Origin of the sequence: Vannielia litorea, assembly GCF_018424695.1 — a bacterium.
Lineage (GTDB): Bacteria > Pseudomonadota > Alphaproteobacteria > Rhodobacterales > Rhodobacteraceae > Vannielia > Vannielia litorea_A.
The window spans coordinates 62112-86169 of the sequence record NZ_QTNQ01000007.1 but is presented as its reverse complement, the minus strand read 5'-3'; the positions used below and the strand labels follow the sequence as shown (position 1 = coordinate 86169).

The following is a 24058-nucleotide window of genomic DNA, read 5'->3' as shown; positions in this document are numbered from 1 at the left end:
AAAGAGATAAGCGCCTGACAGGCGAAAGGACGTCGAGATGAAACGCTGGATCATCGGAATTCTGGTCGTGTTGTCCCTGCTGCTGTGGTTTGCGGTGGTCTGGTTTGCCCTGCCGCTCGTCGGCTTCGGCGAGGCGACGCCCTTCGAGCCGATCTGGGTGCGAATCCTGATGATCGCGGTGGTCTGGCTGACGGTCGGCATCGTCTACCTGGTCAAGTTCATCCGCCGCCGCCGGGCCGCGAAGGCGCTGGAAGATGCGCTGACCGAGCCGGAGGTCACGGGCGACGGCGAGGTGCTGGGTGAGAAGATGGGCGAGGCCATGGCCGTGCTCAAAAAATCAAGCGGTTCCAAGAGCTTCCTCTACGATCTTCCGTGGTACATCATCATCGGCCCGCCCGGTTCTGGCAAGACAACGGCGCTGCTCAATTCCGGCGTCAAGTTTCCGCTCGCCGAGAAGGGCGAGGGGGCCGTGGCCGGTGTTGGCGGCACCCGCTATTGTGACTGGTGGTTCTCGGAAGAGGCGGTGCTGATCGACACCGCCGGGCGCTACACCACCCATGACAGCGACGCGGAGGCCGACTCCAAGAGCTGGGCGAGCTTCCTCAAGCTGCTCAAGACCTATCGCGCCAACCAGCCGATCAATGGCGTGATGCTCGCCATCTCGCTGCAGGAGCTGATGACGGCGAGCCCCGCCGAGATCGAGGCCCACGCCGAGATCATCCGCACGCGCCTCAACGAGATCAATGACGAGCTGCGCGTCGATTTCCCGGTTTACGTGATGTTCACCAAGGCTGACCTGATCTCCGGCTTCATGGAGTTCTTCGGCTCCTTCTCGCAGTCGCGGCGGCAAAAGGTGTGGGGCCACACCTTCCAGACCGAGAGCAAGAAGGAGCAGACCGTCGAGCGCTTCAGCGAAGAGTATGATGCGCTGGTCAATCGGCTCTCTGAAGAGGTCACCGACCGGCTTCAGGAAGAGCCCGACGGCATCAACCGCATCGCCATCTTCGGCTTCCCCGGGCAGGTGGCCATGCTGCGCGACCGGCTGGGCGACTTCATGCGCGGTGTCTTCGGCCATACCCGCTACAAGGTGGCGGCCAACCTGCGCGGCTTCTACTTCACCTCCGGCACCCAGGAAGGCACCCCGATCGACCAGGTGCTGGGCGCAATGCAACGCAACTTCGGCGGCATGGCGCAGGGGCAGATGTCTGGCAAGGCCAAGAGCTTCTTCCTGCACGACCTGCTGAAAAAGGTGATTTTTGCCGAAGCCGGGTGGGTCTCCACCGACAAGCGCGCGGTGCGCCGCGCCGCCATCTGGCGCTACTCGACGATCACGCTCATCGTTCTGGCGACGCTTGGCATGCTGGGGCTTTGGGGGCTGAGCTTCTATCAGAACCGCCAGTTGATCGACACCGCCGAAGCGGCGATCTCGGATTACGAGCTTGCCGCGCAGGACGAGATCAACAGCGGCAAGGTCGAGGACATCGACCTGCTCCAGGTGCTGCCGCACCTCGAAATGCTGCGCAACATGCCTATGGGCTACGCCGATACCGAAACCGAAACACCGATGTCGGAGCGTTTCGGGCTCAGCCAGCGCGGCTCCGTGCGCTCGGCGGCCACGGTGACCTACCGCCAGGCGCTGGAGAGGATGTTCCGCTCCCGCCTGATCCTCCAGCTCGAACAGCAGCTCGAGAACTCCATTCGTACCGGCGAGGTGCTCGCCGTCTATCGTACGCTCAAGGTCTACAAGCTGATGGGCAACCTCGCCCCGCAAAGCGATGACGAACTGGTCATCGGCTACTTCCGGGACGACTGGCGCCGCAACACCTATTCCGGCACCAACCCCGAGACCCGGGCCGCGCTTGAGCGCCACCTCGTGGCCATGCTGGAGCTCGACGCCGCCCAGCAGCCCAGCTTCGAGCTGAATGGTGCGCTGATCGACCAGGGCGAGCGTCTGCTGGCGCGGATGAACGTGGAAGACCAGGCCTACAGCCTGATCCTTGCCACCGCCGAGTTCGCCGGGATCGAACCCTTCACCATCGCGGGCCGAGGTGGGCGCGATTCTGACCTTGTGTTCGAAAGCGTTGATGGCCGCGCGCTTGACGAGCTGGTGATCTCGCCGCTCTACACCTATGCCGGCTTCCACGAGTTCTTCCTGCCCCAGCTCAGCCAGATCGCCGAGAACCTCACTGAAGACCAGTGGGTCATGGGCGAGTATGCCGCAGACGCGCAGATCGAAGACCAGATCAAGGGGCTCGGCCCGATCCTGCTGAAGCGCTACACCAACGACTGGATCGAGGAGTGGGACAGGGTGCTCGGCCTCGTAAAACTGCGCCCGATGAGCGCCGACAGGCCCTCCTACCAGGCACTTGCGGCGGCCTCCGCGCCGCGCACGTCGCCGATCCTTCTGTTGACCACCGAGATCATGGAAGAGACCTCGCTGACGGCGGAATACAACAAGGGCGCCGATGAGCCGCCCGCCGGGATGGACCCGGAAGCCGCGGCGGGACAGGCCGCAGAAGCGGGCGGCGAGTTCGGCAAGCGGGCCGCGCAGATCTTCATCAACCGCCAGTCCGGCCTCGCGCGGATCGGCCTCGATGTGGCCTTCCGCAAGAGCCAGGAACGCGCCGGAACCTCCGGTGGCGGCGGCGGGGCCACGCGCCTGCCGGGTGCCGAGATCGAGGCCTACTATGCCGACTGGCATGACCTGATGGTCGGCGATCCGCCGCAGCGCCGGATCGACTTCCTGATCCAGACGCTGGGCGACATGCAGCGCACCCTCATCACCGCCGTCGACTTTCCCGAGGTGGCCGACCGCGAGATGCCTGCCAAGCTGGGCGCGTTGAAGCAGGCCAGCTCCCGCCTGCCCAAGCCGATGGAGCGCATGATCCAGGAGGCGGTGGACGACTTCGAGGGCGATGCGGCCAACACCTCCGTCGCGCGGCTGAACGAGTTGCTGAATCAGCAGGTCACACAGGTCTGCCAGGCCGCGATCGACAGCAAGTTCCCCTTCTCGCAGAACAGCGCCCGCGAGGTCGGACTTGTGGATTTTGCCCGCCTCTTTGCGCCGCAGGGGGTGATTGACAGGTTCTTCCTCGAAAACCTCAGCCAGTATGCCAACACCAGCGGTGGCGCCTGGACCTGGAAAGACACCGGCCCGCTGGCCGGCAAACTCTCCACCTCGACGCTCAAGCAGTTCGAACGTGCCGCCGAGATCCGGGATGCCTTCTTCCCGACCGGGGGCGGCATTCCGCAGATCGATATGGAGGTGATCCCCACCTCGCTGCACGGTGCGGTGGAAACGGCGCAGCTTACCATCAACGGTCAGGTCATCCTCACACGCCGTAAGGGCAATACGCCCGCCAACGTGAGCTGGCCGGGCAGCATGGCGGGCGCCAACGTCGAGCTGGTCTTCACACCTGATATGCGGGGCCGGAAATCCACCCTCAGTGAGGGCGGAAGCTGGGCCTTCGTGAAATTCCTCAACAAGGGGCGGCCCAAGGTTTCGGGCAACGTGATCGCGGTGCGCTACACCATCGACGGGCGTCACATTGCCTACAAGATCACGCTCGCCTCCGATACCAACCCGTTCTTCATGAACGAACTCACCGAGTTCAAATGCCCCACCGGGCTGTGACAGGAGGTCGCTGACCGCACCATGCCCCTCGGCCTCTTTGGAAAACTGCCCGCCAAGGGCGACTTCATCACCCGGTCGATGCCGCCCGAGGTGCTGTCGTTCTGGGAAGCCTGGCTGGAAAAGGCGATGAGCGGGGCCAAGCATCACCTCGCGGGCGAATGGGCACAGGTCTATGAGGCAAGTCCCGTCTGGCGCTTCTGGATCGGCCCCGGCGTATTCGGCCATGCCATGGCGGGTGCGCTGACGGCTTCCGTCGACAGGGTCGGGCGGCAGTTTCCGCTCACGCTGGTGCTTTCGGGACTGGGCCACAACCATCCGGTGCCGCCGCTCTCCGATCCGATGGAAGATTGGTACGGCCTGCTTGAACGCGCGCTGCTCTCGGCCAAAACGGCGCATTTCGATGGCGATGTAGACGGCTTTCTATCCGCGCTGCCCGAGCCAAATGCCGCCCCCTGCGCACTGGGCGAAGATCGGCGCAACGCCTTCTTCGCCTATGGCGAGCACGGGCTGGGCCAGATGCTGGCCGATGTGCGCGATCATGATCACCAGCTTGCCGCCTTCGGGCGCAGCTATTGGTGGACCGGAGGCAACGATTACGTCGGCCCGGGGATGATCGCGCTGGAGGGGATGCCCGATGTGGCCGGGTTCATGGCAATGCTCCGCGGTTTCGGGCCGCCGGCCCGCGTTCAGCAGCCTGCCGCTGCCGCGCGTCCTGCCGCTGCTGCGGCATCGGCCGGTGCCGGCGCCACCGCGCGCGGGCGCGAAACCACCGTGCCGCCGCGTGATCTGATCGGCGACGCTGAAGAGGCCGAAGCCGCCGCCGCCTGGGGCGCCGAGTCCTCACGCGAAGAGCTGGCCTGGGCCGCCCCCTCGGACGCGGTCGATGACGCATGGACCGAGGCGATAACCGGCGATGACGCCGAAAGCCCTTTCGACCTGCCAGAGGAGGAATGGGACTTCCCAGATGCAGGGCCGGCAAAGCCGGAAGCACCAGCGTCCGAAGCGGAAGCGCCCCCTGAACCGGAGCGGGAGCCGGAGGAGGAGCCGGCGGAAGACCTCTTCGATGCGGGGCCCGAGCCCTATGGCATCGGAGCTGCGGAAACGGGCGAAGACGTGTACTCCAGCCTGTCCGAACCGGGGGAGACGGCGGAAACGGAAGAAGAGGTCGTCCCCTGGCTGGAGGATGAGCCGGAAGCCGAGGAAGTCGCAGCAGAAGAGAGCGGCGATGACGAGGTGGTTCCCTGGCTGGATTCCCCCGAGAAGCCCGCTGCCGAAAGCGCTCCGTCCGAGGAGCCAGAGGCACCAGAAGATCCCGCATCGGAAACTGAAGAAACTGAAGAAGACAACCCCGCGGCTGACATCGCATCAAAGGCCGAAGCTGTGCCGCCTTCGACCCCGGCACCGGAACCGGACGAAGAACCGGGGGATATCGGCCATGTCGTCGATGTGTCCATGGTTTCGGGGGACGATGATTTCGACATTCCCGGCGACGATCCCCCCGAGCCGGAGGAGCCGGAAGCCGACGCCGTGAATGAGGCGCAAGCCGAGGCGGTCACCGAGGACGAGACGGTAAGTGAAGGGGCAGAGGACGTTCCGGATGATGTAAAAGCGCTTGAGACAAACGGGGACGACACCGCCGATAGTCCCGATACCGATGGGCCGCCTGAAACCGTTACCCCGGCTGGCGAGGGAGAAGACAGCCCCTTTGGTAAACCCGGTGACGAGGATGACGATGATGAGGGGCTTGGCCGCAAGAAGTCCGGCATTAGGGGTTTCTTCTCCCTGCGCGGACGCGGGAAGGATTGACCCTTGCCCCACCGTAGCGGAAACTTGGCAAACGGCATGACACTCAGGGGCCCCAGGGCCGGGGCAACGATTTTATGAATGCAAAGCAATTCAGGTTCGAGACCGGGGAGATCAGCCATACCGGCTATGCCCGCGACCACAACGAGGACAACCTCTACACCTACCCCGACGGTGGCATGTGGGTTGTGGCCGACGGCATGGGGGGGCACCACGGCGGCGATTTCGCCTCGGGCGTCATCGTTCAGCACCTCGCCTCGGTGGGGCGCGCCAGTTCTGCTCCTGATCTTCAGGCCCGCTTCGTTGAGCGGATCACCCGCGCCAACGGCCAGATCCAGAGCCATGCCGCCAGCCAGGGCGCAACCATCGGCTCCACGGTGGTGGCCCTGCTCGTCTTCGATCAGCACTTTGCCTGCGTGTGGTCCGGCGACAGCCGGGTGTATCTGATCCGCGATGGCCAGCTGACGCAGCTCAGCCGGGATCACACCGAGGCCAACGAATTGCTCGACAGGGGGGCGATCACTCCCGAAGAGGCGGAAAACTGGCCGCGCAAAAACGTCATTACCCGGGCCATCGGCGTGCATCCCGACGTGCACCTCGACCACAAATATGGCACGCTGCGCAACCGCGACACCTTCATTCTATGCTCCGACGGGCTTACGGCCCACGTGGAAGACCACGAAATCCTTGAAATTGCACGAAAGCACCAACCGCAGAAAGCCTGCGACATGCTGCTCGACCTGACCTTGCAACGGGGCGCGTCCGACAATACCACCGTTGTCGTGGTGCGGGCCTTCGACAAGACGGAGGTCACGCCCATGACGGCGATCTTCGATCTGCCGGAAGAAGGGATCTGAGGCCCCATGGCCAGCGACGAGCAGGAAAACTCCAAACCGGGCAGCCAGAAGACTGTCATCAGCACGGCGGCCCCCACCGGTGTGGCCATCGGCACGCAGATCATGGGCACCTTCGAGATCACCGAGCACATTGCCACCGGCGGCATGGGCGAGGTCTATCGCGGGTTCAACATCCACACCGAAGAGCCGGTGGCGATCAAGATCGTGCTGGCCGCGCTGGCCCATGACGAGAAGATCCTGAGCATGTTCCAGAAGGAGGCCACCGTTCTGGGCCGCCTCCACCACGATGCAATCGTGCGCTACATGCTCTTCACCGTCGATCCCGGCATCCAGCGCGCCTGCCTGGTGATGGAGTTCGTCGAGGGCCGCAGCCTCGCCGACTACTACGCCGAAGAGGGCAGCATGCCCGCCGAGGACGTGAAGACGATGATGCGCCGCGTGGCCTCCGGCCTGCAGAAGGCACATGATCTCGGCGTGGTTCACCGCGACCTTTCACCGGACAACGTGGTCATTCAGGATGGGATGATCTCTCACACCAAGATCATCGACTTCGGCATCGCCAAATCCGCCAACTTCGGCGGAGGCACGCTGCTGGGCGGGCAATTCGCCGGCAAGTATGGCTACGTGAGCCCCGAGCAGCTTGGCCGCTTCAAGGGGGTGATCGAGGGCACGTCCGACATTTACAGCCTCGCGCTGGTGGCTGCAGCCGCCTGTCGGGGCGAGCCGATCGACATGGGCGACAGCCCCGCCGAGGCGGTGGAACGCCGGATGGATGTGCCAGACCTCTCGGGCGTCCATGACGAGCTGCGCCCGCTGCTCGAGATGATGCTCCAGCCGGACCCTGAGAAGCGACCGGAGAGCATGTCGAAGGTGCTGGAGTACCTCGACAATCCCGCAGCTCTCGCGGCGGGCATGGCCGCAGCGCAGGGCGGGCCGGCTGCAGCAACCTCGGTGCCGCCGAACCAGGGGTCGGTGCCGCCGCAATATTCCCAGCCGCCCCAGAGCATTCCGCCACAGCAGAGCATGCCGCCGGAGCATCAGGCCACGGTGATTTCCCAGCCGCCGGCCTATGCCTTTACCAATCCGCCGCAGCAGAGCATGCCGCCGCAGGACGCGGGCACCGACAGCCCGTTCCCGACAACCACGCCTCCGCCGCAACGCACTGGTGTCGGCTCAACGCTGCCGCCTGCGCAGACGATGCCGCCCCCCGAACCCGCCAAGAAAGGCAAGGGTGGCATGATCGCGGCCATGCTCGCGCTGGTGCTGATCGGTGGCGGTGGGGCAGGGGCCTATTTCGGTGGTTTCATCCCGGGTGTCGGCCCTGGCGCCAATGATGGGCCGGACACACCTGACCCCGACGACTCGAGCACGGATGGACCGATTGCCACCGATGACCGGGATTGCGGCGGCACGCTGCGGTTCGACGATAACGGCAATCCGATCGACAACTGTGACGAGGACGTGGCCGTGAACGATACGGACACGGACCCCGATACCCCAACCCCGGATACCGATCCGGATACACCGGATCCCGACACCGATCCGGATACACCTGATCCCGACACCGATCCGGATACGCCTGATCCTGACACCGACCCGGACACGCCGGATCCCGATACCGACCCGAACACGCCGGATCCCGATACCGATCCGGACACGCCGGGTCCTGACACCGACCCGGACACGCCTGATCCCGATACCGACCCGAACACACCAGACCCTGATACCGACCCGGCAACGCCCCCGCTCACCGGCGGCGAGGTTGCGGCCATCGACGACACGCTCGATCCGACCGAGGGCACGGTAATCCCGACTGAGCAGGACAATGGCGGCGAGGGGGATGGCGATATCGACTTCGACACCATCGGTCGGATGATTTCCTGGGTGCGCAACTACTCCACGCCCCGCTGCGTGCACGTGGGCATCCGCTCGCCCGTGCCCACAGATTTCGAGATCGAGGGCTACGCCACTTCGGTCGATCCGTTCTGGGAGTTGCTGACGGATTTCCGCGACGAGTTCGGAACCGAGCCCAAGATCGGCGTCCGGCTGGTCGACGAGAGCCAGTGCGCCGTGGTGACCTTCGTCAAGAACCTCGGTCGTTCCGAGGCCCGGACCCCGCTACTCAAGCTCGACCGTGACGTGCTGAAAGCCGGTGACCCGATCCGCGGCACCATCGACCTGATCGACGGCCGGAACATCACGCTCTTCCTGATCGACAGCCGTGGCGGGGCCTACAACCTCACCTCGCGCCTGAAGCCGCAGGATGACGGCACGGCCACCTTCGCGCTGGCGCTTCGGCCCCAGGGGGCGGATGATCGCGAGATCGTGCCCTACCTGATGCTGGCCATCGCCTCCAACAGCCGCATCGGCAGTGCGGATACGCAGGCAGGCACGCCCACCGCCAGCCTCATGCCGATCATCCAGGCCGAGATCCGTCAGCGCGGCACAGAGGAGGAAAACTCCGCCTCTGCCGCCCTGGGCTACTTCCGCTTCGACGACAACGCCGAGTGAGCCGCTGCCAAATTGCGCGCCTGCGGCGCAAGACACGCTTTGTCTGGCACCTTGTGGCTGGCCTTGCCTACTACCCGCAGGGTTGATCTTGGCGGCGTCGCCGGGGAAAAGGGCGCGAACACGGAGAGGGTGACATGGAAAAGCGCATCTACATTCTGAACGGCCCCAATCTCAACCTGCTGGGCAAGCGCCAACCCGAGATCTACGGCCACGAGACGCTGGCCGATGTCGTCGCCGCCTGCGCCAAAGTGGCTGGCGAGGTGCCGGTCCGCGATGCGCAGTCCAACCATGAGGGCGGGCTTGTGGAGCTCATTCACGAGGCTCGCGAGGATGGGCTGGGCATCGTGCTGAACGCCGGGGCCTACACTCATACCTCGGTGGCAATCCTCGATGCGCTGAACACCTTTGAGGGCCCGGTGATGGAGGTGCATATCTCCAACGTCCACCAGCGTGAGAGCTTCCGCCATCACAGCTACATCTCGGCCCGTGCCGACGGCATCATCGTGGGCTGTGGCACGCAGGGCTATGAGCTGGCCGTGCAGCGCATCCTGCGCATGACGGGGCAGGGCTGAGGCGGGGCCGTTGCCTCTGCCGCTTGAAGTCAGGCCCGCCACCGAAGCAGACAGGCCGGTCATCGCGAACCTGCTCCAGTTCTATCTCTATGACATGGCCGAATGGTTCGGCACCGAGACGAATGCCGCGGGTCGGTACGAGCACGAAATCCTCGACGAGGTTTGGGCCCATCCCTACCTCTTCAGCCTGGGCAAAATGCCAGTGGGCTTTGCACTCCTCACGCGCACATGCACGATCCGCCCCCGCAGCCCATGCTGGTATATCGCCGAGTTTGGTGTGCTTCGCCCCTACTGGCGGCGCGGCATAGGGCGCCGGGCGCTGGGCCGCCTGTTTGCCGCGCATCCAGGCGAATGGGAAATCACCTGGTATGACGAAAATCGCCCAGCTGCCGCCTTCTGGCCCCGGGTGATCCCGCAGGACGGGCGAGAGCAGCACCGCCTTAGCGTTCACGGGATCAGGTGGACGTCGGTGGCCTTCAGCGTCTGACCGTCAGATCGCCTCTGTCCCCACCCGCAGCGCAAAGCCCGCATCCCGCAGCGCGGCGGTGATCTCATCGACATGTCCGGCATCCCGCGCTTCGATCACCACCTCCAGTTCCGCCTGCTTCAGCGCTACGCTCTGCATCATGCGTTGGTGGATCACTTCCACCACGTTGGCGCCCGCGTCCCCGATGATGCGGGCAATGTCGGCCAGCTGGCCGGGGCGGTCGTCGAGCTTGAAGATGAGCCGGGTGATGCGCCCGTCGCGCACCAACCCGCGCAGGATCAGGGTGGAGAGCAGGCGCGAGTCGATGTTGCCGCCGCAGACGACGAGGCCAACCTGCCTGCCTGCATAACGCGCGGCATGGGCCTTGAGCACGGCAAGCCCCGCGCCAGCCGCGCCCTCGGCCACGAGCTTCTCATGTGAGAGCAGGTCAAACACCGCATCCTCGATCTCGGCTTCGTTGGCGGTGTCGATCCGGTCCACCGTGCGGCGGATGATCTCGATATTGGCCGCCGATGGCGCGCGCACGGCGATGCCCTCGGCAAGGGTCGAGCCGATCGTATGCGCCGCGCTGCCCTCATAAGCCGCCTTCACCGCGTTGAAGGCCTCGGCCTGCGCGCCCACCACTTCGATCTTCGGCTTCTCGGCCTTGGCTGCCGTGGCCATGCCCGCGATCAGCCCGCCCCCGCCAATCGGCACCACAATGCTGTCGAGGGCGGGGTTTTGCTCCAGCATCTCAAGCGCAACGCTGCCCTGTCCTGCGGCCACGACGGGATCATCGAAGGGATGGATGAAGGTCAGCCCGCGTGCGGCGGCGAGATCCTGGGTGAACTGTACGCTCTCGTCAAAGCTGGTGCCGTGCAGCACGACTTCGGCGCCGAAGTCTCCGGTGCGCTTCACCTTGTTGAAGGGGGTGCCCTCGGGCATGACGATCACCGAAGGAATTCCCATCCGGGTGGCATGATAGGCGACCCCCTGTGCGTGGTTGCCTGCCGAACAGGCGATCACGCCCGCTGCGCGTTGCGCCGCGTCGAGCGTCAGCAGCTTCGCCAGAGCCCCACGGGCCTTGAATGCATTGGTGTGTTGAAGGTTCTCCAGTTTCAGGAACAGGTCGAACCCCAGCATCATCGAAAGACGCGCGGCCCGCACCAGCGGGGTGCGTACCGTGTCGGGCGCGATCGCGGCATGGGTTTCGCGGATGAGGTCGGCGGTAAGGGTCATGGGGCGGCGTCCTTGAATGCCCCAGAGGCTTCGCCGTGCAGGCCCCGAATGTCAACGAGTCCGGGCGCATCCCTCAGTCGGGCAGGCGCACCACCATTTCCAACTCGATCTGGAGATTGGGCGCGGCCAGTGCGGCCACGCCGATTCCGGTGACGCTGGGCCGTGCCCCGGCGAGGAAGGCCGTGATCTCGGGGTAGGCCTCGGCCAGTCGGGCCGGCGTGAGATCGACGGCGTAGATGCGCAACATCGCAATATCCTGCGGCCCGGCGCCAAGTGCCTCCAGCGCGGCGCGGGCGTTGCTGGCGGCCAACCGGGTCTGGGCGAGGAGGCTTTCGGGCGGCTCCGCGCCATCCGCCTGGGTGGCGACCTGGCCCGAAACAAAGGCCATCCGCCCCGGCTCCACAACGGAAATCTGTGAATAGCCCATGGCCCCGGCATCGGGCAGCGTGGCAGGGTTCATTCTGGTGATTGGCTCTGGCATGTCGGCTTCCTTTCGCTCCTGTTCCTCATCTGGGCTTCGCTTCGGGGGCGGCCAATGGGCTCCTGACGCCTCGTGTCAGTAGGCTGTCTGTCCGGCAGGCGCGCAACATCCGTGCAAACCTCCGTCGCCCTGCGGAGCTATTGTGCGCCAAGCCACTCCATGCCGAAAGCACGCGAAATTGCTGAAAATAGTCGCATTTGACCATTGTAATGCAGACGCGCGCTTGTTTTAGTCTGGCATCACAGGGAGCGGCCACCTGGGGAGGCGGCCGATAACGACCAACAACAGGAGCTGCCTTGCTGGATCAGGGTGCCACTGACGCCTTCGTAGAGTTCGAACGCGTCCAGAAAAGCTACGACGGCGAAACGCTTGTCGTGAAAGATCTCAACCTCTCGATGCCGAAAGGCGAGTTTCTGACGATGCTCGGCCCGTCGGGTTCAGGCAAGACGACATGCCTGATGATGCTTGCGGGCTTCGAGACGGCGACACACGGCGAAATCAAGCTGGACGGAAAGCCGATCAACAACATCCCGCCGCACAAGCGCGGCATCGGGATGGTGTTCCAGAACTACGCGCTGTTTCCGCATATGACCGTCGCCGAAAACCTCGCCTTCCCGCTGGAAGTGCGCGGCATGGGTGCGAGCGAGCGCGAAGGCAAGGTGAAGCGCGCGCTCGACATGGTGCAGATGGGCGCCTTCGGCGGGCGCCGTCCGGCCCAGCTTTCGGGCGGCCAGCAACAGCGGATCGCCCTGGCGCGGGCGCTGGTGTTCGAGCCCGAGCTGGTGCTGATGGACGAGCCGCTGGGCGCGCTCGACAAGCAGTTGCGCGAACACATGCAGTTCGAGATCACCCGCCTTGCGCACGATCTGGGCATTACCACCGTCTACGTGACGCACGATCAGACCGAAGCGCTCACCATGTCGGACCGCGTGGCGGTGTTCGACGATGGCCGCATCCAGCAGCTCGCGCCACCCGATGAGCTCTACGAGGCGCCGCAAAACAGCTTCGTGGCCCAGTTCATCGGCGAGAACAACACGCTCGAAGGCGTGGTGAAGGAGCTGAGCGGCGGCATTGCCACGATCAAGCTCGATGGCTCCGAGGCCCTGATCGAGGCCAAGGCGGTGAACGTCGAAAAGGCCGGAGACCGGACGCGCGTTTCGATCCGCCCCGAACGGGTGGAAACCAACCCCGACAGGCTCCAAGACGACGCCCACACGCTCGACGCGGAAGTGCTGGAGTTCATCTACATGGGTGACATCTTCCGCACCCGGCTGAAGGTGGCGGGCAACGAGAATTTCATCGTGAAAACCCGCAACGCGCCCGATGTGGCGCGGATGACACCGGGCCAGACCGTCAAGATCGGCTGGCTCCCCGAGGATTGCCGCGCGCTCGACGCTTGAGCGCGCCGCGAGTGCCCCCGCCTGCCCGGGGTGCGGGGCACGCACAAGATAATACGGGCATGACAACAAGGAGTGCACACGCATGACTATGAAGAAAACCATTCTGGCGACCACCGCGCTGACCGTGTCGGCCGGGCTCGCCTTTGCCGAAGCCCATGGCAACATGGCCGACAGCATGACGCTGGTCAGCTGGGGCGGCGCCTATCAGGCCTCGCAGCAGAAGGCCTATGTCGAACCCTACCTGGCCGCCAACGAAGGCGTTTCGGCCACTTGGGACGAAAGCTCCAACGAGGCCGTGGCCAAGCTGCGCGCCATGAACGAGGCCGGAAACGTGACCTGGGATCTCGTCGACGTGGTGGCCTCGGACGCCATCCGCCTCTGCGACGAAGGCCTGGCGATGGAATACGATCCCGACGAGCTGCTGGCGGATGCGCCTGATGGCACCAAGGCCTCCGATGACTTCGGTGACCTGATCGTTTCCGACTGCTTCATCCCGCAGATCGTCTACTCCACCACCTTCGGCTACCGCACCGACATGGTGGGTGACACCCCGCCGACCGACGTCTGCGCGGTGTTCGACACCGAGGCCTACCCGGGCAAACGCTCGCTCGAGAAGCGCCCGATCAACAACATGGAATGGGCGCTCATCTGTGACGGTGTCGCCAAGGAAGACGTCTACGACGTGCTGGAGACCGAAGAGGGCCAGGACCGCGCCTTCGCCAAGCTCGACACCATCAAGGATGACGTGATCTGGTGGTCGGCCGGTGCCGACACGCCCCAGCTGCTCGCCGACGGCGAAGTTGTGATGGGCTCCACCTACAACGGTCGCCTGTTCTCAGTGATCGAAGAGCAGGACCAGCCGGTTGCCATGCTCTGGGACGCCCAGGTGTTCGACCTTGACGGCTGGATCATTCCCGCCGGTCTGCCCGAAGATCGCCTGGCCCGCGTGAAGGACTTCGTGAAGTTCGCCACCGACACCCAGCGCCTCGCCGACCAGGCCAAGTACATCTCCTACGGTCCGGCGCGTCAGTCCTCGGCACCGCTGGTTGGCCAGCATGCCGAGCTGGGCATCGATATGGGTCCGCACATGCCGACCGATCCGGCGAACGCCACCAACACCTTCCTCTACAACTACGAGTGGTGGGCTGATTACCGCGATGACCTGGACGCCAAATTCCAGGCCTGGCTCGCGCAGTAAGCCAATGGCACGGGTGGGCCGGCGGCTCACCCCTCAAGATCGGGTGGCCCCTCCATGGGGCCGCCCCACCCACAAAAAATCGGGGGACGGACATGCCCAAGGGCTATATCATCGGCCATATCGTCGTGAACGATCCGGAGGGCTACAAGGCCTATGTCACCGGCGATACGCCGATCCTCAAGGCACATGGCGCACGCTTCCTTGTCCGTGGCGGCAAGTCCGAGGCGCCCGAGGGCGACGTGCCCGAAGGCATGCGCCACGTGGTCTTCGAGTTCGACAGTTTCGAGGCAGCGAAAGCCGCCTATGAAGACCCCGACTATCAGGAAATTTCGCTGATCCGTAAGGCGACAGCCGAAAGCACCATCATTCTTGTTGAAGGTCACACGGATGTCTGACGCCACCGCTGCCACCCATCAGGAGACCGATGCCCAGGGCCGCCTCTTGGCCGCCGATGGCACCCCCCTCAAGCGCAGTCTCGCTCGTGCCCTGCGCCGGCAGAAGCTGCGGGCGCTGGCGCTGATCGCGCCGCTGCTCATCTTCATCCTCGTCACATTCATCGCTCCCATCGCCGACATGCTGTTCCGCTCGGTCGAGAACGAGATCGTCGCCGATACCCTGCCGCGCACGGTCGTGGCACTGAAGGAGTGGGAATATGCCAGCGGCGAGGCACCCGGCGAACCGGTCTATGCCGCGCTGGCCCGCGACATGACAATCGCCGCCGAGTACAAGGAACACACCCGCCTCGGCTCGCGCCTCAACTACGAAACAACCGGCATCTCCTCGCTGTTCCGCAAGTCGGGCCGTGGTGTGGAGGACATCGGCGAATTCTACCAGGACCAGTTCGAAGACCTGAATGAAGCTTGGGAAGAGCCCGAGACATGGGCTCGCATCTTCGGCTCCGACGCATGGCTGGACGCGCAGGCGGAAGAGGGGGCCGAGGCCACCTTCTCGCTGCGCGATGGCGTGGCCGAAGCCTTCCCCAACACCGCCGAGATATACGCCGCCTTCGCCGAGTTCGCGCAGACCGAGGACGAGGACAACCCCTTCGAAGAGGATCCCTGGCCGCTTGCCTATGCGATGCTCTACGAAGACCTCTCCGGCGGTGCAGGCGTTCAGGGCTACAGTGGCCCGGAGGCCGACCTCTTGCAGGAGGCCGCCGCCGCCGTGGGGGGCTTCGAAAGCCAGAGCTACAAGGCCGCCTTCATCGACATCGACGACGATTGGGCCGATATCGAGGTCTGGGGCACGATCAAGGCCTACAGCCCGCGCTTCACCTCAGGCTACTTCCTCAACTCGGTCGATCTGCAACTGACGCCCGAGGGCATCGAGCGGCAGGACGAGGACCAGCGGATCTATGGCCTTCTGTTCAAACGCACGATGTTCATGAGCCTCGTCATCACCATCAGCTGCATCTTGCTGGCTTACCCGGTGGCCTTCCTACTGGCCAACCTGCCGATGCGCATCTCCAACCTGCTGATGATCCTCGTGCTGCTGCCATTCTGGACATCGCTGCTGGTGCGAACCTCGGCCTGGAAAGTCCTGCTGCAACAACAGGGAGTTATCAACGATGTCCTGGTCTGGATCGGCCTCGTCGATGATGCGAACCGGCTCATCATGATCAACAACCAGTTCGGCACTATCGTCGCGATGACACATATCCTGCTGCCGTTCATGATCCTGCCGATGTACTCGGTGATGCAAACCATCCCGCCCAGCTACGTGCGCGCGGCCAAGAGCCTCGGTGCCACCAACTGGACGGCCTTCTGGCGGGTGTACTTCCCGCAGTCAGTGCCGGGCATCGGGGCGGGCTCGATCCTCGTCTTCATCCTCGCCATCGGCTACTACATCACACCGGCCCTCGTAGGCGGCACCACGGGCACGTTCATCTCCAACCGGATCGCCTACCACATCTCGTCGTCGCTCAACTGGGGCCTTGGTGCCGCGCTCGGCGCCATCCTGCTGGCAGCGGTGCTCATCCTCTACTGGGCCTACGACAAGATCGTCGGCATCGACAACGTGAAGCTGGGGTAAGAGAACATGGTTACACTTCCTCCCTATGCCACCACCGGCCAGCGCATCTGGTTCTATGCCTTCCGGGTGATCTGCGGGCTGATCTTCTTCTTCCTGATCGCGCCGATCGTGGTGATCATGCCGCTCAGCTTCAATGCGGAGAACTTCTTCACCTTCACGCCGGAGATGCTGAGCTTCGATCCCGATGGCTACTCGCTGAAGCACTACCGTGACTTCTTCGGCACCTCCGACTGGCAGCAGGCGCTGCGCAACTCGGTGTCCATCGCGCCGGTCGCCACCTTGCTCTCGGTCAGTTTCGGCACCCTGGCCGCCATCGGCCTCAGCTCCGAACATGTGCCGTTCAGGCGGGCGATCATGGCGGTGCTCATCTCACCGATGATTGTGCCGCTCATCATCTCCGCAGCCGGGATGTACTTCTTTTACAGCCGGATCGGGCTCCAAGGCACCTACTTCGGCGTGGTGCTGGCTCATGCGGCGCTGGGCATTCCCTTCGTTATCATCACCGTGACGGCCACCTTGGTGGGCTTTGACCGCTCGCTCACCCGGGCCTCGGCCTCGCTGGGCGCTGACCCGGTGCGCACCTTCTTCAAGGTGCAGATGCCGCTGATCCTGCCCGGCGTGATCTCTGGCGCGCTGTTTGCCTTCATCACCAGCTTCGACGAAGTGGTCGTTGTGCTCTTTGTGGGCTCGGCGGGCCAAAAGACGCTGCCGTGGCAGATGTTCATCGGCCTGCGTGAACAGATTTCCCCCACCATCCTCGCCGTGGCGACAATGTTGGTGATTATTTCCATCGCACTGTTGACCACGGTGGAAATCCTGCGGCGGCGGAGCGAGCGGCTCAGGGGTATGTCGCCCGGCTGATCGGGCGCAGGAAGCATCGTCCCCGGGCCTGACCCGGGGACCTCTCGGCAGCCAGGAGATCCTCGGGTCAGGCCCGAGGATAGCAGCGCCTCTTACGGCAGCAGCCAGAGCCAGCCCCATGCCGTGAGCATGGTCAGCGCCGTCGCGATCAGCACGGCGGTGGCCGCCACGCGCTTGGCGCGGTCATACATATTGGCAAAGATATAGGCGTTCACCCCCGGTGCCATGGCCGCAGTGATGGTGGCAGAGCGCAGGCCCGGTGTGTCGACCCCGGTGAGATGGGCAAGGCTCCACGTGATCGCCGGGTGCAGCCCGAGGGCCAGCAGGCAGACCATCAGCGCCACGCGGATATCTCCCTCTGGGCGGTAGCGGTAGAGCACCCCGCCGAGCGCAAAGAGCGCAGCGGGCAGCCCGGCGCGGGCGATGAGGTCGGCGGCATCCATGATGACGCCGGGTACCGGCAGACCGGTAAGGTTGACGGCAAGGCCCGCGAGGATGCCGATGATGAACCCGTTGCGAAACACGTTGCGCGCCACCCGGGCGGGCAGGGCCGAAAGCGGCGTGCCGCGGGCGCGGGCAAGTTCCATCACCACGATCCCGCTGGTCAGCAGCACCGGCGCGTGCAGGGCGATGATGGCGTAGTTACCTGTAAGCGCATCCTCGCCATAGGCGCGCTCGGTGATCGGAAGGCCCAGCAGCAGCGAGTTGGAAAAGAGGCAGGCGAAGCCGATAACGACCGAATCCTCCCACTCGCGTTTGAAGAGAAACCGCGCGCCCGCGATGCCTGCGGCAAAGCTCACGAAGGCCCCGGCATAAAAGGACAGAAGCAGCGAAGGCTTGAAGCCCGCCGCCAGATCGAGCCGGGTCATGGCGGCGAAGAGCAGGAGCGGGATCGCGAAATTCTGCGCAAAGCCCATCAGCAGATCGGTCGCCTCGGGCTTGAAGTTCAGCTTCCAGACCGCGAAGTAGCCAAAGCCGATGACGAGGAAGACCGGGAGGATAACGGAGGTGAGCGCGCTCATTCCGGCAGGCTCAGGACCATCCCGTCATACGCGGGGGTGACATGGGCCGGGGTCTCTGCCTCGACCGCGTCGTAATCCATATCTATATGCATGTTGGTCAGCACGGCGCGGTTGGGGGCGGCCCGGGCGATCCACTCCAGCGCCTTTTCGAGGTGCACATGGGAGGGGTGGGGCGTACGGCGCAGCGCGTCCAGCACCCAGACATCCAAGCCCTCCAGCCCGGCCCAGGCGGCCTCGGGGATATCGGAAACATCAGGCAGATAGGCCAGCCCGCCAATGCGAAAGCCGAGGGCGTCAATCCGCCCGTGCTCCACCTCGAAGGGCGTCAAGGTTATCGGCCCGCCCGCACCCTCCACCGTGAAGGGGCCATCGATGCCGCGCAGGTCAAGGATCGGCGGATAATCCGAGCCGGGCGGCTGCACGAAGGCATAGCCGAAGCGGGCGATAAGATCATCGGTGGTGGCCCCGTCGGCCCAGACCCTGACCCGCGCGCGCATATTGTAGACAACCATCCGCAGATCATCGAGGCCGTGGGTATGGTCGGCATGGGCGTGGGTAAAGGCCACACCATCGAGCGTGCCCACCTTGGCGGCAAGCAGTTGTGCTCGCAGATCCGGCGATGTGTCGATCAGCACGCGCGTCGTGCCCTCAGGCCCATCGCGCTCCACCAGCATCGAGCACCGGCTGCGACGGTTCTTCGGGTTTTTCGGGTCGCAGTCGCCCCAGTTGTCGGGCAGGCGCGGCACGCCGCCCGAAGAGCCGCAGCCGAGGATCGTAAAGCGGTAACTCATGCGACCGCCTTGGTGAAGAGGCGGGCGAAATTAGCTTGGGTGGCGGCGGCAAAGTCCTCGTAGCTGAGGCCAAAAACCTCGGCCCCAACCTTCGCCGTATGCGCGGTGTAGGCCGGTTCGTTTCGCTTGCCGCGATGGGGCGGGGGGGCAAGGTAGGGGCTGTCGGTCTCCACCAGAATCCGCTCCAGCGGGGCGGCGGCGAAGATGTCGCGTAGCTCCTGGCTCTTGGGAAAGGCGGCGATGCCCGACATCGACAGGTAGAACCCGAGGTCCAGCGCGGCGCGGGCCAGCTCGGCGGAGCTGGAGAAGCAATGCATCACGCAGGAATATGGGCCGTACTCGTAGCCTTCCCGCAGGATCGCCGCCATGTCGTCATCGGCGGCGCGAGCGTGGATGATGAGCGGCAGGCCGGTGTCGCGGGCCGCCTCGATATGCAGGCGCAACGAGGCTTGTTGCGCCTCGGCGCTCTCGGCGGTGTAGTGATAGTCCAGCCCCGTCTCGCCGATGCCGACGCACTTGGGGTGCGTCGCTGCGGCTTTCAGCTCGTCCACGGTGATGAGCGGTTCGCTGGCCACGCTCATCGGATGGATGCCGAAGGCGTGGAAGACCTCCGGGTAAGCCTCGGAAATCGCCTGCACCGTCGCCAGCCCGGCCCGCTTTGTGCAGATCGTGACCATCCGCCCCACGCCTGCGGCTTTCGCGCGGGCGATGATCTCGGGCAGTTCTCCCTCGAAGTCGGGAAAGTCGAGGTGGCAGTGGCTGTCGGTGATTTCAGGCGGCATGAAGGCTCCAGCTCAGAGGCGCATTTCGGCGGCGGCCTCGGAGATTTTCAGGCAGATATCCGTGATGAGGGCGGGAGCGTCAAGGTTGACTGCCGCCCCGGCGCGGGCGCGGGCACCCAGGGTGGCGGCCAGCTCGGCCCAGGCACGGGCACGAGCGGCATCGGGGGCGAGCCGGGCCAGCAGAGCGGCCTCGCCCGGGGCCGCCTCGGGCGAGGGCGGGCCAAGCGCGCCCGTGCGGGCGATGCGGGCAAGCAGGGTGTCGATCAGCCGTGTGGTGAGGCGAAATCGGTCCTGCGCATCGCGCCCGCCACATTTCGCCGCCATGGCAAGGGTGGCGGGCCGATCCAGCCGTGGCAGATCCCGGAAGAGCGCCACCAGCGCGGCATAAAGCGCAAGGCCCTCGTCGTCGATCAACTGAAGCGCGGTGGCCACCGAGCCTTCGGAGAGCGCGCTGAGGGCGGCCCTCTGCCCGGCGTCTTCCGGCGGCTCCGCTCCCGCCTCACGCAGCGCAGCGGTGAGGGCCGCCTCCGAGAGTGGCGCACAGGGCAGCACCTGGCAACGGGAGCGGATCGTTGGCAAAAGCGCGGCGGGCGCATGGGAAATGAGAAGCAGCACCGTGTTCTCCGGCGGCTCTTCCAGCACCTTCAGCACCGCGTTTGCCGCAGAAGCGTTCATCTCGTCGATACTGTCGATCAGCACCACCCGGCGCGCGTTTTCGGCGGCGGAATAGGCAAAGAACTTCTTCAGGTCGCGGGCGCTTTCCACGTCGATCACCGTCTTGAAGCGGGCAGGGGCGGGCTTTTCCATCCACTTGCGACGGAGCAGCATCAGGTTGCCCTCCGAGCCTGCCGAGATGCGCCGCGCCACCGGGTGCCCCGCGTCGATTTCGAGGCTTTCCGGCATCTCGGGCTCTCCAAAGAGCCCCTCGTCTTGCGCCAAGGGCGTCGCGATCAGGAAGCGCGCAATGCGCCACGCCAACGTGGCCTTCCCGATTCCGCGCGGCCCGGTGATGAGCCAGGCATGTGGCAGACGGCCGGAGTTGAAGGCCGCAAGAAAGCGTGCCTCGGCCTCCTCCTGCCCATAGAGCGTTTCGGTATGGCGCGGGTGCGGGTAGTCGCCCAGCCGGTCGGCCTCGGGCATCTCTTCGGCCACGCCAAGAGGCGCGGCACTCATCGCAGGGCCTCCTGCGCGCAGGCGATGACATCGGCGGTGATGGCCTCAGGCGCGCGGCCCGCGTCGATCAACCGACAGCGTCCCGGCTCGGCCTCCGCAAGGGCCAGAAACCCGGCCCGGAGCTTCTGCTGAAAGGCCAGCCCCTCTTCCTCGAACCGGTCCTCGCCCGAGCGCCGCGCCAACCCGCGCGAAAGCGCCACCTCCGGATCCATGTCCAAGATGAGTGTGAGGTCGGGTTCGCGCTGGATCGCGAGCGCATGCAACGTGTCGACAAACGCACGCAACTCCCCCCGTGCCGCGCCCTGATAAACGCGGGTGGAGTCGGCAAAACGGTCGCAGATCACAACCTTCCCGGCCTCGAGCGCCGGGGCAATCACCCGCTCCAGATGATCGCGCCGCGCAGCCGTGAACAGCAGCGTCTCGGTCTCGCCAGACCACCTGTCGGGGGCGCCCTCCACCAGCAGCCGACGGATCTCTTCGGCCCCCGCCGAACCGCCGGGCTCACGCGTCAGCACGACCTCGCGGCCCCCGGCCTCACACCACGCGCCAAGCGCCCGCGCCTGGGTGGATTTCCCGGCGCCATCAATGCCCTCGAAGGTGATGAAAAGGCCCTGCGGCTGTGTCATGGGCGGACGTTATACCGAGGTTCTGGCGGGCGCAAACCGCTCGCCCAAAGAGACGTGAGGCCTCCGGCGGGGATATTTGAAGAGCAATGAGGGGCAGGGTGGCCCCGCACATTCTCGCCCTCGGAGACATCCCGCCGCGATGTGAGGGCGACGCGCCCCGCGGGGGGCCGCCCGACCTGCCGGATGCCTCTGCCTACTGCGGCGCCGCCTGGCTGGCGAACTGCTTCATCAGCACACCCGCGGCTGTTTTCAGGCGAGGCAGAAAGCCGCCGCGCGGGATGTCGCGCTCTGCCACCAGCGGCACGGTGATGGCTTCCATGTCGGGCAGGCTCACGGTCAGCTGGGCCACCTCGTCACCCGCGGCCACGGGCGCCCGAAGCGGGCCCTCGTAGCTGACCTCCGCCTTCACCTTGTCCTGCGCCAGCGCAGGCATCAACACATCGAGATCATCGGCCAGCACGAGGCCCACGCGCGGCTCTGCGCCCAGCCACACCGGCGCCTCGGCCACCCGGGTGCCCTCTTCGGCAACGGTCTTCTGCACGAACTGGCGGAACGCCCAGTTGACGATGTTGATCGCCTCCTGCCTGCGCGCATCCTCCGAGGGCAAGCCCGTGACGACAAAGACGATCCGCCGGTTGCCCTGTTTGGCCGAGCCCACAAGGCCGTAGCCCGCCTCTGTCGTGTGGCCGGTCTTGAGCCCGTCAGCACCGATCCCGAGCTTCAGCAGCGGGTTGCGGTTGTTGTGGTTGGTGGGCACCCGCCCGTCGAACTCGAAGCTCTCCATCCCGAAGTAGCCGTAGTATTCGGGAAACTCGCGGATGAGCCGCAGCGCGAGGATGCCAAGGTCGTGCATCGACATGCGCTGGTTGGGGTTGGGCCAGCCACTGGCATTGGCAAAGGTCGAGTTTTCCATGCCAAGGTCGCGCGCACGCTCGTTCATCAGCCGCGCAAAGCCGTCTTCCGTGCCCGCCAGCCCCTCGGCCACCACCACGCAGGCGTCATTGCCCGATTGCACGATGATACCCTTGATGAGGTCTTCCACCTTGGGCCGGTCGGTGGTGTTGAGAAACATCGAGGAGCCGCCCATGTTCTTGGCGCGATCACTCACGGTAAAGGTCGTATCCAGCGTCACCCGGCCATCGCGCAGCGCTTCGAACAGCATGTTCAGCGTCATCAGTTTCGACATCGAAGCCGGGGGCAGCGGGGTGTCGGCATTCTTGGAGAGCAGCACGGTGCCCGTCGTCTCATCGACGACCCAGGCCGAGGTGGCACGGGTCTCGAAGGCGGCGGCGGCGTTGCTCGCGGCGGTGGCAATGAAGAGTGCGAAGGCGATGAGCCGAAGCATGGGGGCGGAAGTCCTTTCCTGTCCGGCCCCGGCGCAGAGCCGCCGGGGGTGGTGCAGGGCGGGAATGGCGTTCTGGCTGAGTCCCGCCTCAGTTCGTCACAAAATACGCGTCCTGAAAGCCCATCGCCTTAACTTTTTTGAGAAGAGCATCGCGATCGGCGGCACTATGCGCAGGGCCGATCACAACGCGCCAGAAGGTCTTCCCGGCGCTCTTCTGCTCGAAGACGGTGGGGACCACACCCGACTTGCGCATCTCGGCTGCGGTCCGGTTCGCGTTGTCCTCGACCGAGAAGATCCCGATCTGAACGTAGTTCTTGCCACCCGAAGGCTTTGGGCCAGCGGCCTTGGGCGCTGCGCTCGTTGCCGCAGCAGCTGTTGGAGCCAGCGGAGCCGCGGAGATCTCCGGCGTGGCGACACCGGAGGGCGCAACGGGCGGCGCCGCATCCGCGGCTGCAGAAATAGTGGCATCTGCCTTGGCGCGGCGGGCCTTCTTGCCCCGCAGCCGTTGCCAGAAGCCTTTCTTGGCCTTCGGTTCGGCTGCTGCTGCCGCACTCGCCGTCTCCACTGCGGGCGTGCCAGCTTCGGTGTCTGCGCTGGCGTCTCCGGTGCCCTCGGCGCGCGCAATCGCGGCCTCGGCCGAGGCCAGCGGCGCGTCCAGAGATTTCTGCTCAATTGCCTCGGGCGCCGCAATCGCGTCGGCCTCTGTCGCGGCGGGGGCCGCCGCCGGGGCCGCTTCGGGCACTTCCTCGCGGACCAGCGCCACAACGTCCAGCTTGGTCGGCGCGCCGGGTAGAACCCCCAGCGCATTGGCCGCATCGGACGAAACCTGAAGCTTTGGCCCGGGGTTCTCGCGCTCGCGCTTGAACAGCGCGCCGATCACGAACTTGCCGTTCGTCTCGTTGCGGATGATGACCCGCTCGGGCTCTTTCACATCGGGGTGGGCGATCCAGACGCCCCCCAGGGAAGGGCGCCCATCCCACAGGCCGTCTTCGTTCTTCGAGAACACTTCGGGCGCTTCAACGTCGCGTTCCACCAGCTTGGTGGTCGCGGGCCGATCCACGGCCGCCGTTGCCGGTCCATCGGCTTTCTTGCCCCCGAAATTCAGTCCTGCCCCGTCTTCACAGGCTGCCAATGCCAGTACCGACACCGAAATCACACCTACATGAAGGAGTTTGCCCTTGCCCATGCTTCGCCCCTTTGTCCGCCTTTTGGTCGGGTCTTTGCCCGCCGTGGCATTGTTTGCCGCCGGTTTGCCCGGCTGAACTG

General features: G+C 65.2%; 19 protein-coding genes and 1 pseudogene. 11 read left to right on the top strand and 9 right to left on the bottom strand.

Translation table 11 applies throughout. The annotated features are described in order from the left end of the window. Positions 1-37 precede the first annotated feature (37 nt). From tssM to DYI42_RS04450, 6 genes are all read left to right on the top strand, one after another. Positions 38-3634 (top strand): type VI secretion system membrane subunit TssM, encoded by a 3597-nt coding sequence (tssM, locus tag DYI42_RS04475; RefSeq protein ID WP_213544723.1) that lies wholly within the window; start codon positions 38-40, stop codon positions 3632-3634. A 21-nt stretch (positions 3635-3655) separates the two neighbouring features. Continuing rightward, a complete protein-coding gene (tagF, locus tag DYI42_RS04470) occupies positions 3656-5440 on the top strand; it encodes a type VI secretion system-associated protein TagF (protein ID WP_213544722.1) in 1785 nt (594 codons plus the stop codon). 74 nt (positions 5441-5514) lie between these two features. Next, a complete protein-coding gene (locus DYI42_RS04465) occupies positions 5515-6294 on the top strand; it encodes a PP2C family protein-serine/threonine phosphatase (protein WP_213544721.1) in 780 nt (259 codons plus the stop codon). A gap of 6 nt (positions 6295-6300) precedes the next feature. Continuing rightward, positions 6301-8805 carry a serine/threonine-protein kinase gene (locus tag DYI42_RS04460; RefSeq protein WP_213544720.1) on the top strand — a complete coding sequence of 835 codons (2505 nt, stop codon included), beginning with the start codon at positions 6301-6303 and terminating at the stop codon, positions 8803-8805. Positions 8806-8939: 134 nt separating this feature from the next. Beyond that, entirely contained in the window at positions 8940-9377 is a 438-nt protein-coding gene (gene aroQ, locus DYI42_RS04455) for a type II 3-dehydroquinate dehydratase (RefSeq protein WP_213544719.1), read from the top strand. A 10-nt stretch (positions 9378-9387) separates the two neighbouring features. Beyond that, the gene (locus DYI42_RS04450) at positions 9388-9864 is read left to right on the top strand and encodes a GNAT family N-acetyltransferase (RefSeq protein WP_213544718.1); all 477 of its coding nucleotides are present in this window, start codon (positions 9388-9390) and stop codon (positions 9862-9864) included. A 3-nt stretch (positions 9865-9867) separates the two neighbouring features. On the opposite strand, the gene DYI42_RS04445 is transcribed toward DYI42_RS04450, so the two are convergent. Both DYI42_RS04445 and DYI42_RS04440 read right to left on the bottom strand, forming a co-directional pair. Continuing rightward, positions 9868-11082, bottom strand: a complete 1215-nt coding sequence (locus DYI42_RS04445; protein ID WP_213544717.1) for a threonine ammonia-lyase — start codon at positions 11080-11082, stop codon at positions 9868-9870. A gap of 73 nt (positions 11083-11155) precedes the next feature. Continuing rightward, positions 11156-11563, bottom strand: a complete 408-nt coding sequence (locus DYI42_RS04440) for a RidA family protein (protein ID WP_213544716.1) — start codon at positions 11561-11563, stop codon at positions 11156-11158. 296 nt (positions 11564-11859) lie between these two features. Between DYI42_RS04440 and DYI42_RS04435 the strand changes: the two genes are divergently transcribed. From DYI42_RS04435 to DYI42_RS24165, 5 genes and pseudogenes are all read left to right on the top strand, one after another. Beyond that, the gene (locus tag DYI42_RS04435) at positions 11860-12963 is read left to right on the top strand and encodes an ABC transporter ATP-binding protein (RefSeq protein WP_213544715.1); all 1104 of its coding nucleotides are present in this window, start codon (positions 11860-11862) and stop codon (positions 12961-12963) included. A gap of 82 nt (positions 12964-13045) precedes the next feature. Further along, a complete protein-coding gene (locus DYI42_RS04430; protein ID WP_213544714.1) occupies positions 13046-14161 on the top strand; it encodes an extracellular solute-binding protein in 1116 nt (371 codons plus the stop codon). Positions 14162-14253: 92 nt separating this feature from the next. Further along, positions 14254-14556 (top strand): DUF1330 domain-containing protein, encoded by a 303-nt coding sequence (locus DYI42_RS04425; RefSeq protein WP_213544713.1) that lies wholly within the window; start codon positions 14254-14256, stop codon positions 14554-14556. Next, positions 14549-16192, top strand: a complete 1644-nt coding sequence (locus DYI42_RS24170) for an ABC transporter permease (RefSeq protein ID WP_244867533.1) — start codon at positions 14549-14551, stop codon at positions 16190-16192. The genes DYI42_RS04425 and DYI42_RS24170 overlap by 8 nt, the downstream gene beginning before the upstream one ends. 15 nt (positions 16193-16207) lie before the next feature. After that, positions 16208-17053: pseudogene (locus DYI42_RS24165) on the top strand (ABC transporter permease); the annotation flags it as partial. 92 nt (positions 17054-17145) lie between these two features. Here DYI42_RS24165 and DYI42_RS04415 read toward each other — a convergent pair. The 7 genes from DYI42_RS04415 to DYI42_RS04385 form a co-directional block, all read right to left on the bottom strand. Beyond that, positions 17146-18075, bottom strand: coding sequence for an AEC family transporter (locus DYI42_RS04415; RefSeq protein WP_213544712.1), 930 nt, complete (start codon positions 18073-18075; stop codon positions 17146-17148). Further along, positions 18072-18866: an MBL fold metallo-hydrolase gene (locus DYI42_RS04410; protein ID WP_213544711.1), complete on the bottom strand. Its 795-nt coding sequence runs from the start codon at positions 18864-18866 to the stop codon at positions 18072-18074. The genes DYI42_RS04415 and DYI42_RS04410 overlap by 4 nt, the downstream gene beginning before the upstream one ends. Further along, on the bottom strand, positions 18863-19648 hold the full coding sequence (locus DYI42_RS04405; RefSeq protein ID WP_213544710.1) for a TatD family hydrolase: 786 nt from the start codon (positions 19646-19648) through the stop codon (positions 18863-18865). Before DYI42_RS04405 ends, DYI42_RS04410 begins: the two co-directional genes overlap by 4 nt. 12 nt (positions 19649-19660) lie before the next feature. Then, on the bottom strand, positions 19661-20821 hold the full coding sequence (locus DYI42_RS04400) for a DNA polymerase III subunit delta' (protein WP_213544709.1): 1161 nt from the start codon (positions 20819-20821) through the stop codon (positions 19661-19663). Further along, positions 20818-21447, bottom strand: a complete 630-nt coding sequence (gene tmk, locus DYI42_RS04395; protein ID WP_213544708.1) for a dTMP kinase — start codon at positions 21445-21447, stop codon at positions 20818-20820. Before tmk ends, DYI42_RS04400 begins: the two co-directional genes overlap by 4 nt. A gap of 193 nt (positions 21448-21640) precedes the next feature. Further along, positions 21641-22792: a D-alanyl-D-alanine carboxypeptidase family protein gene (locus tag DYI42_RS04390; protein ID WP_213544707.1), complete on the bottom strand. Its 1152-nt coding sequence runs from the start codon at positions 22790-22792 to the stop codon at positions 21641-21643. Positions 22793-22880: 88 nt separating this feature from the next. After that, positions 22881-23978, bottom strand: a complete 1098-nt coding sequence (locus tag DYI42_RS04385; protein WP_213544706.1) for an SPOR domain-containing protein — start codon at positions 23976-23978, stop codon at positions 22881-22883. Positions 23979-24058 lie beyond the last annotated feature (80 nt).